Source organism: Paenibacillus sp. FSL K6-2862 (genome assembly GCF_038005125.1).
GTDB lineage: Bacteria > Bacillota > Bacilli > Paenibacillales > Paenibacillaceae > Paenibacillus > Paenibacillus illinoisensis_A.
This window is the reverse complement of record NZ_JBBOSN010000001.1, coordinates 3,798,193-3,815,765: the sequence shown is the minus strand read 5'-3', so window position 1 is coordinate 3,815,765 and position 17,573 is coordinate 3,798,193. Positions and strand designations below refer to the sequence as shown.

Annotated in this window: 10 protein-coding genes; 9 read left to right on the top strand and 1 reads right to left on the bottom strand. The window is 44.8% G+C overall.

Annotated elements, in window-relative coordinates:
- The first annotated feature begins 519 nt into the window (after positions 1-519).
- The 5 genes from MHB82_RS17145 to MHB82_RS17125 all read left to right on the top strand — a co-directional run bounded on the left by MHB82_RS17145 (position 520) and on the right by MHB82_RS17125 (position 4,247).
- A complete protein-coding gene (locus MHB82_RS17145) occupies positions 520-774 on the top strand; it encodes a hypothetical protein (protein ID WP_445671233.1) in 255 nt (84 codons plus the stop codon).
- A gap of 180 nt (positions 775-954) precedes the next feature.
- Positions 955-2,058: a peptidylprolyl isomerase gene (locus tag MHB82_RS17140; protein WP_341175388.1), complete on the top strand. Its 1,104-nt coding sequence runs from the start codon at positions 955-957 to the stop codon at positions 2,056-2,058.
- 470 nt (positions 2,059-2,528) lie between these two features.
- Positions 2,529-3,197 carry a hypothetical protein gene (locus MHB82_RS17135; RefSeq protein WP_095357648.1) on the top strand — a complete coding sequence of 223 codons (669 nt, stop codon included), beginning with the start codon at positions 2,529-2,531 and terminating at the stop codon, positions 3,195-3,197.
- Positions 3,198-3,531: 334 nt separating this feature from the next.
- Positions 3,532-3,765: a transcriptional regulator gene (locus tag MHB82_RS17130; RefSeq protein ID WP_095357649.1), complete on the top strand. Its 234-nt coding sequence runs from the start codon at positions 3,532-3,534 to the stop codon at positions 3,763-3,765.
- Complete coding sequence (locus tag MHB82_RS17125; protein WP_341175387.1) at positions 3,765-4,247, top strand: DUF3888 domain-containing protein; 483 nt, start codon at positions 3,765-3,767, stop codon at positions 4,245-4,247. The genes MHB82_RS17130 and MHB82_RS17125 overlap by 1 nt, the downstream gene beginning before the upstream one ends.
- A 108-nt stretch (positions 4,248-4,355) precedes the next feature.
- On the opposite strand, the gene MHB82_RS17120 is transcribed toward MHB82_RS17125, so the two are convergent.
- Positions 4,356-5,228 (bottom strand): AraC family transcriptional regulator, encoded by an 873-nt coding sequence (locus tag MHB82_RS17120; RefSeq protein ID WP_095357651.1) that lies wholly within the window; start codon positions 5,226-5,228, stop codon positions 4,356-4,358.
- Between the two features lie 308 nt (positions 5,229-5,536).
- On the opposite strand from MHB82_RS17120, the gene MHB82_RS17115 reads away from it, so the two are divergent.
- The 4 genes from MHB82_RS17115 (at position 5,537) to MHB82_RS17100 (ending at position 17,518) form a co-directional block, all read left to right on the top strand.
- Positions 5,537-11,920 carry a rhamnogalacturonan lyase family protein gene (locus MHB82_RS17115; protein WP_341175386.1) on the top strand — a complete coding sequence of 2,128 codons (6,384 nt, stop codon included), beginning with the start codon at positions 5,537-5,539 and terminating at the stop codon, positions 11,918-11,920.
- Positions 11,921-12,437: 517 nt separating this feature from the next.
- Entirely contained in the window at positions 12,438-14,396 is a 1,959-nt protein-coding gene (locus MHB82_RS17110; protein ID WP_341175385.1) for an FUSC family protein, read from the top strand.
- A 260-nt stretch (positions 14,397-14,656) separates the two neighbouring features.
- Positions 14,657-15,130 carry an SMI1/KNR4 family protein gene (locus tag MHB82_RS17105; protein WP_341175384.1) on the top strand — a complete coding sequence of 158 codons (474 nt, stop codon included), beginning with the start codon at positions 14,657-14,659 and terminating at the stop codon, positions 15,128-15,130.
- Positions 15,131-15,232: 102 nt separating this feature from the next.
- On the top strand, positions 15,233-17,518 hold the full coding sequence (locus tag MHB82_RS17100; RefSeq protein ID WP_341175383.1) for a preprotein translocase subunit SecA: 2,286 nt from the start codon (positions 15,233-15,235) through the stop codon (positions 17,516-17,518).
- The last annotated feature ends 55 nt before the right edge of the window (positions 17,519-17,573 follow it).

The following is a 17,573-nucleotide window of genomic DNA, read 5'->3' as shown; positions in this document are numbered from 1 at the left end:
AAGATTATAGTAAAGTAAGAGGGTTATAAGGTATATAAGGTAAGGCCTATTCTACAAGAATGGGTCTATTTTTATATCTAATTATGTTTGCATGAGTTATCGGTGAATTTGCTTGGGAGTGACACATTATTTAACTAACAGGCAGGATCGTCTGAATAATCGAAGAAATAAGAATGTTGAGAGCAAGTGGAAAATGTTCCGTAATGGTTGCTAAAGGATGTGACTGTATAATGAACTATTTTATTGGAATTACCCCTCCAGATGATTACAAAGAAAAAATAGAGGTATTCCGTGATCGCTGGTCTAGTAACGATCGATCTTAACGATGTAGTAGAGCCACACATCACTGTAAAAGCGCAAGGAAGTCTTTATGGAGATCTGCAATGGTTAGAAAAGGTAATACAAACATGCTCTTCAATTCAAACTTTTCCATTAACATTGTCGGTACCTGGATCGTTCTGAAGTGAAGTTGCATTTCTTAGCGTTGAAACTGGAAAAGTAATTGAGTTACATCGAAGATTGGTAAACGTGATTTCTCCATCACAAGAACTGATAGATCACTACTTTGAAATGGATAAGTATCATCCGCATTTGACCTTGGGGCAAACCTACTGGGGATTGAGTGAGACTGAAATCCTCGAAATGGAACAGTTAGCAATGAACGAATTAGCTCCTTATCCAACCTTTAATGTCCATTTTGTTCGCGTATATAAAGAAGTAGATCCAAACCCATACTTTCCATTTGTAGATATCCCCTTGGGAGCTAAAAGCTAATTACACATGTGGATGTGGGAGAAGGCGATATCTATTTACATAACGAAATAACACATATAAACGAATCAAATGAATAAGGATTTAAGAATTTTTATGTTATTTTAAGGTATTATTTTCCGAATACATTATATTTAATTAAAAAGTAGATTTAGGAAAAGACCTAAGGGGGATCATAATTTAATGGACAACAACAAGCCGTCGCAACCTGACAACGAAGAAGAAATGAAAGATTCTTTGACCGAAGAGCGGGAAACCGAGCAAGAAACAACGATTTTGCCCGAAATGCAAGAAGAAGAGAATCAACAGCATTCATCCGAGGCGCAACCACAAGTGGTTAAAGGGAAAAAAAGTGTGGTCTGGATGGCAATCTCGGGAGTTTTAGCTGCAGCGCTTATCGTTGTACTTGTATATCCACCGTTTGGTGGGGGCAGGGAGTCTGTGGCTTCGGTCAATGGTACGAATATTTCTAAGGATGAGCTGTATAATGAATTGGTTTCGCTTGGTGGCGAGAGCACACTAAACAGCATGATTACAATGAAGTTGATCGACCAGGAAGCCACAAAAGCGAACGTGTCTGTTACTGAACAGGATGTGAATGCAGAGATTGAGACTCTAAAAACCCAATATGGCGGTGAAGAAGGGCTTAACTCGGCACTTTCTCAATCTGGCATGACCATGGATTCACTCAAGAAAAATACAGAAGTCCAAGTGAAAATCCGTAAAATTCTTGAACCACAAACCACTGTAAAAGATGAAGATATCAGTGCCTATTATGAGGCGAACAAAGCAACATTCGCCACTCCGGAGCAGGTGAGAGCATCTCATATCCTTGTGAAGACAAAAGAAGAAGCGGATGATATCAAAAAACAATTGGATGAGGGAGCAGATTTTGCTACCCTGGCAAAAGAAAAATCCACAGATACAGGATCTGCAGCGAATGGCGGGGATCTTGGATTTTTCGGAGAAGGTGAAATGGTAGAAGCATTTGAGAAAGCAGCTTTCTCCATGAAAAACGATGAGATTAGCGACCCAATTAAGTCCGATTATGGTTACCACATTATCAAGAGGACAGATTATAAAGAGGCAACCAATCCGACTGAGGAAGACAAAAAAGAAGATATTCGTAACATACTGGTGGAGCAGCAAGTCGGTGAGCTCAGTACGAATTGGATGAGTGAATTGCGCTCCAAGGCTACGATTGTTAACACACTTGATCCAGCGGATGAAAGCTCTGATGCTCCTGCAGCTTCCACTGGGGATACAGAATCCTCTGCCAAGGAATAATAGTCACGACAGATGGAATAGCAACATTTAAACAGCTGATACTTTGGACTGTAAGGTTCGAAGGTGTCAGCTGTTTTTCTCGCTAGTTGAGAAAGAAAAGGGTGCAGTGCTTGTTAGAATGCTAGATCGGCTGCTTTCGTTTAACCGACGGGCAGGAAGGGTACATATTAATCATTAATTGACATGAGCTGCTGAGGTAGAAAGAACTTAACGGTTCTTTTTATACTGTACATAGACGTAATATAGCAAGACGAATGCACAACTATAACAACAGCCAGGATAACAAACATGTGTATCAGGATTGGAATGATCTTTCCAAACGTTATCAAAATCATTTAAGGCTTATAAAAATTTGGGGCTGACTAACTTAATTCAATCAGGTTGATGATTGTGGGTTAATAACGGGGGAATTGACTATTCTGATAAATGTAAGCTGCTACACAAAAAAGTATAAGGGAAGGTGATTCTTTTTGGATTTTGTCATTTATTCGGCACTGGCACTAATTTATTTGTTTCTTGTTGTCAGGATTGCTGCTCAATTATCTGGAAAAAGACAATGGCTCAATTACGCCATCTTTCAGATTTTTGTATTGTTCAGTCTCGCGTACGATAACGGAATTATTGCAGCAGGTCGCTTCATCGGTGAAGGAGAGCTGCTTAAGGGACTTAGCGGTGTTCGATTTTGGCTTCATGCCTTTGCAACTCCGACGTTAATACTTGTAGGCTACTACATCCTGCGCAGCTCACAAGTCAAGTTTTCACAACACATCATTACACATATTACGGCGTGGTTAATAACAGTGGGCTTAATCATTTACCAAATTGTAAGTTCAACATTACAGGAAGTAAAAAGTCTTATACCGATAGAAGAGTATGGGGTTTTGAGGTATACATCAGAGAGTCTTGCAGGTCCGCCATTCATGGTGATCATCGTTGGTTTTCTGCTGTTGTTAATAGGTGTAATCGTTCTAGTAAAACAAAAATGGGTATGGCTGTTTGTTGGAACCTTGCTATTATTTATAGGTCAAGGGCTACAAATACCTGTAGCAAGCACAGCTGTAACCAATATATTTGAACTGATCCTCATGGTGTCCATCTGGATCACCACTTCAAAAGCTTTAGATTCACAGAGGCCATAAAGTTTCCACTACTACGTTATAGAGCTGATATGTAGTAAAGAGAAAGTTGAAGTGTCTAGTGAATGAGTGATTAACTCGTTCATTAGACATTTTTTTGTTGTGGAAGAATAACAAAATTCAATATGCTAACGAACGGGATAGTTGAAATCAACGAAGGGTACAATACTACAAAAACGCTGGGGGGTGCTCTTTGTTCAAACAGGTTGTTTCATTGATTTTAATTTGGACTGTATCTGTCGGGCTCCAAGTGGAGCCACTAGTAAGGAAACACCCATATTGACAAACGAAGACGCATAAGGTTAAAATATAATGTTACACAGGAGGTTATCGTTTCTTGAAATTCGAACTAGGGCACTGCTTACTGAATGAACGCTTGATGGAAGCCGGAAAGTCAGCAGAGTGGCTGGCAAAGGAATTGCTTTTTAAACCGGAACGAGTTTACGACTTTATGGAAAACAAAAGAGTAATGCCACTCAAAATTGCCATATCGATCGCCGACTCTATCGGTTGTGACGTTCGTGCCTTGTATGAATTAATTCCGAGTGATATCGAAGTAAAGGGAGATTGATGCAATGTTGGAGTGCGCAATCTCTAACCGGAGGTGTGTCCTTGTTTGGAAGAGTAATAAGAAGATTACTTGTATTACTTGTTTCGCTTCTCTGTATAATGCTTATTTTGGAACCCACCAAAGCCTACTCTGAAACAGATACAAATTGTAAGGACCAAAGACTGATTCTAACTCTTTTAAGTCCAAAAATAGAAGAACAACTTACCCTTTATAAAGATCGATTGAATGAGAAGCCTACGTTTGCTCCTTTTCTAGGCGGGTATGATTTAAAGTTAGAGTACCATGATTCACACATTATTGTCCGTGTCACGGTTGAACCGTACGTTGGTCCCCACTTAAGTGTTGGTCAGGATCTGATTACATTCCATATAGACAATTCCGGCGAGGTTAAAGTCACTGCATATCAACATCTCAAGAACTACGAGCTTCCACCACATTGGAGGAAGGTGGTCATTCCAACGGCAACATTCAGACAGATGTAATTCTTTAAATGGTTAACAGAGTTCCTTCGAAAGTCGCTGTTATGGTGGCTTTTTTGCTATCTGCACAAATTTCTTGCCCTCGAATGCCGCAGTGGAGTGGAAAGTTGGCTACTCATAATAGATAGCCTCGTAAGGAAACGCTAATTTATTCAAGCGATATTCTTTGGGTGACATGGACATATATTGCCTGAAAACTTTGCCAAAATAGCTGGGACTCTCAAAGCCGCATTGTTGGCCGATTTGGAAAATTGGAAGCTCGGTCGTGCGGAGAAGTCGGATTGCGACCTCAATCCGTCTGTCTTTGAGATAGGCTAGAGGAGAAGTTTTTTCTGATTTCTGAAATAATCTGCACAAGTAATGTTTATTGATATCACAATGGCTGGCCAGCACATCCAGTGTCAACGGGGAAGCATAATTCTCTCGAATGAACTTTTTGCATTTCTCAATCGTGGTGATCGATAGGACGCCGATATCTCTCTCCGCATCCCGACTTGTCTGAACCAAGATAAGCAGCCACTGATAGACTTGCATGGACAAGCGATACTTGTCCGTTACTTTCTCCTGATGAATCAAATGGATGATTTGCCATAACTCCTGAATCAAGGGAGAATCCGCGTTTCGTTGAATGACATGTCCTTCGTTATCATGAATCATATCCCAGATTCGGTTCGCTTCATCCCCACGAATGTTGATCCAGATAAATTCCCAAGGTTCATTATTCTCTTGTTTATAGTAATAGCAATGCTCTCCAGAGATTTTAACGAGTAGTGCATGTCCCTTAGGTAAGGGAAGGGTTTGATTATCAATATCCAGATAGCCCTGTCCATTAAGGGTGTATTGAAAAACAACGTGCCCGGGGTCCGGTCTATCGTCACTTGGACAGCGATATTCCTCGCTGGAGACGATCTGCCATCCTATAGAGTCCAGTGTCATGATTGATGTATCGTCGTTACGAAAAGCATAAGAGACCGTATGGACCATACTTTCATCCCCTGCCTAAAAAAGTCAATTTTCTTATATAATACGTCACATTTTTTAGATTGTCTGCCTTTTTTTACACCTGTAAGATAAATGTAAGCGGTAACATAAAAAGGGGGTGACTATTGTTAGTGTTCCTTTTGTTTTTGAACGAAGTTTTCCTGCATCAAAGGATTCGTGCTGCACAAGTGCATCGAATAACAACATCAAGCAGGGCAGATTGATCTGAATTCCTGGGGATGTCTTAAAACAAAAAGACTTCTATCCCCAGATTCTAAAATGAATTTTTGGATAAAGGAGGAGCTAATCCAATGGACCGAAGAACTGTTTCCATCCAGAAATCAATATTTGTATCTTTTCTAGCATTCCTTATGGTTATTTCATTGGCTGTACCTCCGGCTCCGGCACGTGCAGAGTCATCCGACATCCTGACGGGCCGCCAGGGAGAATATCTTAACCGGAGTCTCGTTGCGGTTCTTGTAGACAACGGCGTTTTTTTAAGCTGGAGATATTTGAACAATGACCCTGATGAGATCGCTTTCAATATATACAAAAATGGAACCAAAGTGAACGCGTCACCGATCAGCGACGTGACGAACTATGTGGATACAACTGGCTTCGACAGCTCGCAATATCAGATATCCACCATCATTGCGGGCAAGGAGCAGATGCAGCCAGAGGTTGTATCGGTCTGGCATAACGATTATCTGCCTATTCCACTTGATAAGCCGGCCGACGGCCGGACCAAGGACGGTGGAACTTACTCTTATTATGCGGGCGACGCTTCGGTTGCGGACTTGGACGGTGATGGCGAATATGAGATCGTCTTCCTATGGAGTCCGAGCAATTCCAAGGACAATTCGCAGGCAGGTTACACCGGCAATGTCTATATCGATGCCATTAAACTGGACGGCACGAAGTTGTGGAGGATTGACCTTGGAGTCAACATCCGTGCTGGAGCCCATTATACGCAACTTATGGTATACGATCTGGATGGCAACGGAAAAGCCGAAGTTGTTGTGAAAACAGCTGATGGCACAAAAGACGGACAAGGCACGGTCATTGGTGATGCCACGAAGGATTATCGCAACGACGGCGGATACATACTGTCAGGACCGGAATATCTCACACTTTTTGACGGTGAGACTGGCGCGGCTATATCGACCGTTAATTATGATCCCCCAAGAGGAAACGTCAGTGATTGGGGTGACGGCTATGGTAACCGTGTAGACCGTTTCCTTGGCGCGATTGCGTATCTGGACGGCACGAAACCGAGTGTCGTGATGAGCCGCGGTTATTACACCCGCACAGTGCTTGTTGCTTATGATTATGTTGGCGGGGAACTCGTCAAGCGTTGGACGTTCGACACCAACGAAGCAGGATCACAATATCAGTCACAGGGCAACCATAATCTGAGTGTGCTGGATGCTGACAATGACGGCAAGGACGAGATCATGTTTGGCGCCCTGGCCATAGATGATGACGGCAGCTTGATGTACAGTACCGGACTTGGACACGGTGATGCCATGCACGCCGGCCAGCTCGATCCGAACCGGGATGGCTACCAGGTGGTAAGCGTGCACGAGCATTCAGATGCGGCCTACGGATTGGAAATGCGCGATGCGGCAACTGGTGAAATTCTCTGGGGTGAGAAAACAGGTTTTGACACCGGTCGCGGGATGTCCGCAGACATTGATCCGAACTATCCTGGCTACGAATCATGGGCCACGACCGTTACCAACGGTCAAAGTGTACCTGTAACCAATACCTATTCGGCTGCAGGAGAGGCAATCTACACTGTGGATGAAGGACCCAAAACTGCCAACTTCGCCATCTGGTGGGATGGAGATCTTCAACGAGAGCTGTTTGACCATCAGTGGGATAACAGTACCGCCAAAGGAATTCCACTCATTTACAAATGGGATTACGAGAACAAAAAGCTGGATGAAATCTTTCGGGCGACCGGTGCATTAACGAATAATCATACCAAAGGTAATCCGGCGCTACAGGCGGATATTCTGGGCGATTGGCGTGAGGAAATTCTACTGCGAAGCGAAGATAGTTCGGAATATCGTCTCTATACGACGACCATTCCTTCGGATTATCGCATCCCTACGCTGATGCAGGACCCTGTGTACCGACTTGGCGTTGCCTGGCAAAATGTTGCCTACAACCAGCCGCCTCATACCGGCTTCTATCTTGGAGCGGAAGCTACAGCATTCCCTAAAGCGGATCTGTCACTGACGCGTGAAGCAAAAATGCTGGAGTCTGTCTATCGTTTTGACTTCGGTACAGAGACAGCGTCAGGAAATACTGCAGTACAGGATACGCTTTACGCACAAGATCCGGGATACGGCTTCATAGAAACAAGTGGTGTTACGGTAGGGGCAGACCAGGTTTCCGTGGAGACAGGAACGACATTTGCTGTTGACCTGCCGAATGCCAACTATAAGGTGACATTGCGACTGGGCAATGACGCGCGTGACTCCAACGTCGGCGTCAAATCCGAATATGTCCAGAAGCTAGCTATGACCAATGTAAAAGCGGGAGAACCGCTGGAGTATTCCTATGACATTGCCCTGGTGGATGGTCAACTTGATTTCCTCTTCACGGGTACAGCCATAGACATCCAAGACATTATCATAGAGAAATATCCGGATAAATCGGCCGGTGCGGCAACGACGATCTATATGGCCGGTGATTCAACCATGCAATCTTACAGTGAGATGCAGGCACCACAAGAAGGGTGGGGTCAGCAATTCGGTCGTTATTTCTCAAGTGGGGCAGTGATCGTGAACGACGCAATCGGCGGCCGTAGCAGCAAATCGTTTATGGTAGACGGTCGTCTGGATACGATCCTGCAGCGAATCAAGCCGGGAGACTTCTTCTTCATTTCCTTCGGTCATAATGATGCCAGTGCAGGTATACCGGACCGTTATGCATCACCTGAAGATTATAAGATATACCTGGCCAGATATGTAAACGGAGCCAAACAGCGCGGTGCAACACCGGTATTGCTTACTCCGGTTGGACGCAGAGATTTCAACACGGTAACTCAGGAATTCAACGTCAGCTTCCCGGCGTATGTGCAGGCTGCCAAAGAGGTGGCGGAGGAACTTGACGTGCCGCTGATTGATCTCAGCAAGCTGAGCATTGCGTACTACGACAAAATCGGTAATGCTGCAACGGAGAAAGTGTTCCTTTACGCTAATCCGGGTGAATATCCGAAATACCCGAATGGAATCAACGATAATACCCACTTCAGTCGTTATGGCGCGCAGAAAATTGCCGGACTGGTTGCAGGCGCAGTCAAAGACATGGAGTTGAGTATTTCTTCTCTGGTTATCGACCCGGATATGTCCGAGCCGGAACCGGAGCCGGAAATTCAGCTCTACGAAGAGGATTTTGAAGGCGACGCTGCAGGCTACCAGTATGCGATGGTTAATGCTACGGGTATTGGTGGAACCATGACGGGAACGGTTGTAGAACAAAGCGGAAATAAAGTGCTGTCCGTCACGGGATCTGGATCAGGACATCGAGCTAAAGTGTTCCGTATGTTCGATGCCGTAAACGGCGATCAGGTAAACGTGAAGTTTGATTGGCAATCGGGCAACGTAAGTGCCTATCCGTCAGAGGGGCATCTTACCATCATGGATTCTAACGAAAATGCGCTTTTCACACTGTATACGAAAACCGGAAGTTCCAAAATTCATTATTACGTCGGTGCATATAATCCGGACTACGGCACAGGCGATACAGCCATACCTGAAGGGGGAACGGCTACAGAGATCTCCAAGAACCAGTGGGTCAATGTGGATGCAACCGTTAATTTCGCCAAGAAAAAGCTGGATCTGACGTTAACGAACCTAGCGGATCCAACAGTTACACAGACGATCGAATCTATTCAGATGAGTTCCGGTGCTTACGCGGACAACGTCAGAGCCCTTAGGTTCTTGGGTACGAGAAAAGGCGGTGGAGGCACGCTGAACTGGACGACTCAGATCGATAACGTACGAATTGAAGGTACTCAGCTCCCTTCAGAGGGCGGCGATCAAACGGCTTTGATTGCTCTGTATGATGAGATCAAAGCACTGGATCTGTCGGAATATACAGAAGCATCGAAAGCAGTGGTGAATCGGGCTTTGGCAGCTGCGGAAGCCATATTCAATACAGAAGCCACTCAGGCCCAGGTTGACCACGCATTTAACATGTTAAATGTCGCCAAGGGTTCATTGACCAAAGAGACGGCTGAAGAGGTAAGTGAATACAAGTTTGATTTTGGTTCTGGCAGCACTGCTGATGGATATATCAAGGTAGATGCCAAGCGAGCGTACATCGAAGGAAATGGATATGGCTTTGTCGATACTGCGCTGACCGAAGATGTGAACCGGGAAACCGGAGATGCGCTCAAGGAGGATTTCACGCGGGTAAACGGAACTTCCTTCCTGGTGGAAATGGAACCAGCCAATTACCGGGTAACGATGACCGTTGGGGATGCGGAGGAATCGACAAGCGCAAGTGTCGTCGCGGAGCAGATGACGAAGCTGCCGCTTACAACCATTGCCAAGGGCGATTTTAAAGAAATCACAACTGACATTGCTCTGATTGACGGAGTGTTTAACTTTGACTTCGCTGGAAATACACCGAAGATTAATGGACTGAAGATTGAGCGTCTGCCTGAAAACGGCGCGGGCGATAAGCCTGTCATTTATTTGGCTAGCGATTCCACCGTTGCCAATTACGCGGAGAACTATCGTCCACAAGCAGGCTGGGGCGAAACGCTGGGCGGATATTTTGATCAAAATGAAGTCAGCATTGATAACCGGGCAGTCGGGGGTCTCAGCAGCAAAACCTTCCTGGTCGGTGGATATCTCAACGATCTACTGCTCGACATTCATGAAGGTGATTATCTGTTCATGCAGTGGTCTCATAACGATTCCACACCGTCCCGCCCGGAGCGTTATCTTACGCCTGAGCAATTCAAGGTATACTTGAAAGAATACATTGATGGAGCTCGGCAAAGAGGTGCGATTCCGGTTCTGGTCACACCAGTGAACCGTCGTGATTTTACTGGAGAGACCCTGAACAAAAGCTTCCCGGAATATGTTAAGGCGATGAAAGAAACGGCGGACGAGACGGAAACGATCATCATCGATCTGAACCAGGCAAGCTGGGAGTATTTCCAGGAGCTTGGCACGGAAGGAACCAAATCGATTTTCATGTGGGTAGGAACAACGGAAGACAATACACATTTGCAGATGAACGGTGCCATCAAGGTATCTGAACTTGTGGCACGTCTTGTGAAAGAATTGAATATACCGCTTTCAGCCTTTGTCACACTGGATGGGGAATCACCGGAACAGACAGCACCCCATACCACGGTATCCGTTGAAGGTGATGAGCATGAAGGGTGGTATACTTCTCCAGTACAAGTAACCTTTACAGCAAATGATGAAGATTCCGAGATCGAAGGGACCTATTATCAAATCAATGGTGGCGAAAAGGTGAGTGGCACACAGTTGACACTAAGTGAAGAAGGTACACACACCATCACCTACTGGAGCGTCGATGTGGATGGTAATCAAGAGAGTGAACAGTCTCTGACCCTGTCTATAGATCTCGTACCACCAACCATTGAAATTCAAGGTCAAACCGAATACACCATTGATCAGCACGTGGAAATTGGCTATACAGCCGCTGATTCAATATCGGGCGTGGCAGAACCGACGGGTGTGCTCCTGGACACTCCGGCTTATACACTGGAACCCGGCCTGAACAAGGTGACGGCAACAGTCTCCGATTTGGCTGGTTGGGAACAGACGGTAGAATATAGCTTTGGCGTTATTGCTACATTCGATAGCCTGATTCATCTGACTAACTCCTTTGCGAATGAATCGATCGATCCTAATGCAAGTGCTCTTGCTGAGCAGCTTGCGAACACATTAGGGCAGGCCAACCAGGCAGCTATCAATCATGAAGGAGCAAAAGCACGTCAACTTCTTGCATCTTACGGTAATGATGTTCAAGCAGCTAGAGGAACCGTATTTACGGATGAGCAGGCCAAGGTGTTAATCAAGTGGGAGGAATGGCTCAACCAAGCAACTCCACTAGCGAACGGGGCTCCTGGAACGCCCGTGCTATCTGACAATAACGGTTACGACACGGGTCTCAAAGACGGGGACTACACAGTCACGATGAATTTGTGGTGGGGTAATAACGGTAATCAGTTCAAACTGTATGAGAATGGCGAATTGATCAAGGAAATAGCACTGGTCGATCAATCACCATCCGCTCAGTCTGTTCAAGTTGATATTACCGGAAAGAAAAATGGCACCTACATTTATACCGGAGAGTTGATCAATTCACTAGGCACGACGATGAGTGTTCCGCTGACAGTCACTGTTACCGATGCTTCTCCGGGGCAAGCCGTTCTATCAAACGACAACTGGGACGGAGATGGTAATTTTAATGTCAGCATGAATCTGTGGTGGGGAACGAATGCAACCGAATACGAACTTTACGAAAATGGTATGTTGATCGACGCACAGTCTCTGCAATCGAATACGCCTAATGCTCAATCAGCGGTTACTGCAATCACTGGAAGGGCACCTGGAATCTATGAGTATGAAGCTGTACTTCGTAATTCTTCAGGGGAAACCAGATCTTCCAAGTTAAATGTAACCGTACGAAAGTAGGCTAAAATGTTTAAGGTCTCCCTTTATCACAAGTGATTCAGAACTGAAGTAGATAAGGTATATTAAAAAGTGCTATTCCTCATCCATCTGAGGAGTAGCACTTCTCTATTTTTGAGTAACTCTGATACCTTCTTCAATGATGGGGAAACGAACAACCCAAATTTTAGATTTTCAAGTTGAAAACTCTTCATGTTCGGCCACGTCTATGTGAATCTACATACATTTATGGCTAGACTACAAAGATGGACGTTCCTAAACAGGACGTCCTTTTTTTACTATGCTAACTACAACGTGACTGCTGATTCGAAAGTGGACCGTATTGAAAGCCGACGTAAGAAAATGAAGGCATTTCGCAAAAAGACCCTGCACATTTACGGATAAGGACCCCGCTGCTTTGGCCAAAATATTGGAAGGTATAACGAAGGATGAGTTTGCCATGTTCAGCAGTGTGTTAACCCGTATCGAAAATAACGCAAGAACTCATACACAAAACTAGATTGAAATAGAGGTTGGTAAGATGGATCATACTCAATTTACCCATGACAACAGACGACGTCCTAAGCATCAGTTTCCGAAGAAAGCAACGTATAGAGAAGCCTTCCGTATCAAACCGATTCCGCTCAATTGGTTCAGGGGAATTGGCTCGGCAATCAGTGTGGGAATTCCTTCTTTAATCGGTTTTTTGATCGGAGATCCTGCTCTCGGCATACTAGCTTCCGTCGGAGGTTTTACCTTTCTATATGTAACGAATGAACCATATTCCCAGCGTGCTGTAAGATTATTCTGGATTGCGCTTGGATTAACTGCTTCATTTGCACTTGGAGCGTTAAGCTCTTATAACGATGTACTTTTGGTGCTTATGTTTGGAGTTATTGGGTTTCTGAGCACCATGCTGTTTAAGCTTTTTGAAATTGTCGGCCCTGGAGGCTTGTTTATTGTCCTTGCTTATGCGATTGGCACTTCCATGCCGCATGATCTGGCTCTGCTCGGATCCAAAGTGCTATGTGTATTGCTGGGTGCCATTTTTGCCTGGATCGTTGCAATGACGGGAGTGCTTGTAAATCCGTACCGTAACGAGAACAAGGCCGTTTCGGGAGTATACCAGAGCTTGGCGAGTCTTCTGTCCTCGATCGGAATGGATACGTATACAGAAAGGCAGCATCAAACGGCGTTTCTCATTAAGCAGGCAGAGCGAACATTATCCCATGCCAAGTTGTTCGGAAAACGGAACCGGAACAATTACGTTTTGGAAAAATTGATACGATTAAACGCACAAGCTGAAGTAATATTTCTTTCTATACTCGATGTCTCGCAAGAGAAAAAGCATGAGATGGAAGATCAAATCGTCAAATCACTGCAGACCATGAGCAATCAGCTTCGTGATAAAGACAAGGAAAAACATATAAAAGTTCAAATGTCGGAAGAAGGAAGCAGTACTTTCCTTAGAAATCTCTATGCAAACGTAAAGTTCGCATGCGAGATACATTCTGGGACAGTTGCTTTGAGTTCTGCTCCGGCGTCGTCTGGTGCCGAAGAGAAGAAAAATGTAAGTGGTACTGATCGAATTAAAAAACTGTTCAGCAGGGATTCTCATATCCCTTTTGTGGCTCTCCGTTACGGAACGATAATTTTTATTTCAGCAGCTATTGCGTATGGTTTCCATTTGAACCGTTCGTATTGGGTTCCGTTATCCTCGGCTGCAGTCATGGGAGGCGGGACTTATGTCAGTAACCTGCATCGCGGTATACAACGTTCGGTGGGCACGATCATTGGGATTTGGATAGGGGCAGCCTTGCTATGGCTGAAACCTGCTGGCTTGTTTGTTTCGTTAACACTTGCCGGATTGCAGTTTATCGTGGAATTAATCTACGCCCGAAATTATTCGCTCGCAGTTATGTTCATTACTCCCAGTACCCTTCTGATTGGAACGACAATTAATCCAGCACTGACTAGCGGGTACTTCATATCCGCCAGGCTCTTCGATATCATCATTGGAAGCATCGTTGCCATTGTCGGGACGGCGTTGTTATGGAGGAAGATTTCTTCCAAACGGTTGCTTACCGTTTTTTCTGATGCTGTTGGAAAAGAAGGGGAAATGTTGATTTCCATGTTAGAGAGTGAACATACGCCAATGCAAGCCCCCAAACATCAGGAGCTCCAACATGCTTTGCTTCAGCTCCGTTTAGTATATGACCGTGCATTAGCGGAATCACTTCGCAGGGATGTAAAGGTTACAAGTCTCTCGCCTGCAGTGGGAGATTGCTTGCACCTGGGTTACATGTTACTCGCAGCGTCCCGCCATCCTTCAAGAGAAGTAGCGGAAGAGCGAGTGCAAGAGTATAAAGTCTATTTCGAAAGACTTACACACTCCATCAAATATAAAGAGAAACTCATTATGGACGTGCCGAGGTTGCCTGAATACCCTTTAATCCATGAAGATATTGTTCAATTACAACGTTCATTACGTATCACCTAATGTTAATAAACCGTTCCCTCAACGTGGCTGCTCGATACAAGCGTCCATATTGAGGGAACGGTTTTTTTATCTATGTTACGGTCCTATTGAAGGAGAACCTATTATTTAGATACGCCTATCTTAGAGGCAATTACTCAGTGAAGAATTACTTCGTCAAAAAGGGTATGGAATCGTAAAGCTAGAATAGTAATCAAAACTAATAGGAAAGTGAGTCCATTGGAGGAAGTAGGTGCGCTATGAGTAGTAAAATCCATGAATTCATGAATTGGGCTGAATCAAACGGTTGGAAAATAACCCAACGAACGAATTCTCATTTAAATTTCGATGTTGGTTTTATTTCCAGATACAAAAAAATTCCTGATAGATATTTAGATTTTTTACGTGTTGTGGAACAATGCATCACCCCTGATGAGAAAACATGGTTCCTCTGTGAGAATGAATATAATAATAGCTCAGATGATGATTTTCGATGGAATGAATTAGAACTGCTCAGCTTGGAAGCAGCAATGAATGACGATCAATGGAGATCAGAAATAACGACATGGTGGAATCATTACCTGCCAATCATGATATCAGTTAACGGTGGTTATTCCTTTTATGCGATAGATTTATCCAATGAAACAGGTGCACTCGTACGTGGAGATGAACCTGAATTTGAAGAAATCAAAAAAGTGGCAAATGATCTGGATGAGTTTTTGGAACTCATTATGTCGAATTCAATTGTATTTCAGTGATCAAAAGGGTTTGCAGTAAAGCCTCCTTCACGATTATGTTAATTGCTTAGTGAGGTTGCTGTCGTTATCGTATTATGCACTTCTACCGAGGAGGGATCAACCGTGAATGTAGTCACCAAGTTGATGAGTGAACTCAAAGATCGCGATAGCCGGCAGCAGTTGAAAGGCTATCGAGACCAAGTAAAACTCATCAGAAAAAGGAATTTGGAGGCCTGGGACGATGAACGACTTCAAGAGGAATCACATCGACTGAAAGAGGAAGCGTTAGGAGGCAGAGCTTTGGATGAGCTGCTTGTCGATGCCTACGCTTTAGTCTGCGAGGTGGCGAAGAGAAAGCTCGGATTAAACCCATATGATGTACAGATCATGGCAGCCATCGCTCTGCATGAGAGATTTCTAATCGAGCAGCACACGGGTGAAGGAAAAACACTCTCCGCTGTTATGCCTGCTTATCTAAATGCGCTGACAGGCCAAGGCGTGCATGTGCTGACGTTCAACGATTATTTGGCCAACCGAGATGCCGAGTGGATGGGACCGATCTATCGCTTTCTTGGGTTAAGTGTAAACTCAGTTCACGCGGGCATGAATCTGTACGAGAAAAAGAATGCCTACGCTAGCGATATCACCTATGTGACAGCTAAAGAAGCTGGATTTGATTACTTACGAGACACGATTGCGCTCAACGAAGTTGATCTGGTTCATCGTCCGTTCCACTTCGTCATCGTCGACGAGGCGGATTCGCTGCTTCTTGATGAAGCACGGGTGCCACTAGTTATTAGTGGAGAGTCGGGCTCTTCCAAGAATGACGACATTCGTTTCGCAAAAGTGGCTCAGCAGCTCAGACAAGGAGAGCATTACGAATTCGATGAGTTCCGACGGAACGTTTACTTGAATGAAGCAGGCTCGGCGAAGGCGGAGTCACTTCTCAGATGCGGCAATCTGTATGATAGCCATAATACACATTTGTTAACTTCATTACATTGTGCGCTGCATGTGGAAACGTTACTAAAAAGAGACGTCGATTACATCGTCCGAGACGGTGGAATCGAGTTGATTGACGAATATACTGGCCGAGTGGCAGAAAACAGGTATTTACCTGACGGACTGCAAGCCGCGCTTGTAGCCAAAGAAGGGCTGCAGTGGACGGTAGGCGGGAAAATTCTCGGCACGATTACCATTCAACACTTCATTAGCCTGTATCCGGGCATTTGCGGAATGACGGCTACAGCGCATGCTTCTGCAATGGAATTTGAACATATCTATGCGCTGCAGGTCATGCGAATTCCGCCGAACCAACCAAACATACGGATCGACCACCCGCACCGAATTTACACTCATATAGAAGCCAAACTAAAAGCACTTGTACAAGAAATCTCGTCTGTCCATGCGACGGGACGTCCGATTCTCATTGGTACATCCAGTGTTGAGGAGTCCGATGACCTAGCGGAAGCGCTGACGAAGGTTAATGTACATTGCCATGTTTTAAATGCAAAAAACGACGCAAAAGAAGCCGAAATTATCGCTAAAGCAGGAGAAATTGGTGCCGTAACCGTTTCTACAAATATGGCAGGACGAGGCGTAGACATTCGGCTAGGAGGCGGAAATCCTGAGCAGGCAGGATTGGTCGCCAATCTGGGAGGCTTATACGTGATCAGTACATATGTGAATGAAAGCGTGCGGATTGACGATCAACTCCGTGGGCGTTCCGGCCGCCAGGGCGACCCGGGATCCTCCGTATTTTTCGTAAGCCTGGAAGATGAGCTAATGGTTCAGTTCGGTATCCATAAATGGGTTCACGTACCTAGGCAGGATGAGGCTCTCGATGACATTGTGCTTCTCAGTAAAATCGAGCATATTCAGCGCGTTATTATGGGTCAGAATTTTGACATTCATCTGGAACTGAACAGTTATTCGGATATGGTGGAAGATCAGAGGCGAATTCTATACGTCGAACGACTTAAGATTCTAAAAGGCGATATACCGATGAGCCCTTCGGAACAGAGAGTACGTCTTTTTTATACCGACGAGTTCTGGGCGGAACATCTGGCATATGTTTCTTACCTTCGCGAAAGCATCCACTTGGAGAGCATAGCCAGCCGCAATCCAATCGACCAATTTCATATGCAAATCACCCAGGCCTACGAGCAAATTCCGTATAAAATCAATAAGGCATCTCAGAAGATGCTTCTAAGACTTGGAGACTCAGATGATCCATCGAAGTGGGAAAAGCTCGGTCTGAAAAGCCCTGCATCCACAAGGACTTATATTATCAACGATCAGTACAGCGAAAATAGACGCAGCTTATGGACTGGAACGACCGTCTTTGCTTTTTGGGGCAGCCAAATTTTGAGATGGGCACTATGGCCGGTATATAGGATGTCTAAATAGTGATTAAAAGTAGTATTTCAGTTCGTCGAATCGATTGATGCTGCAAAAGAAACTC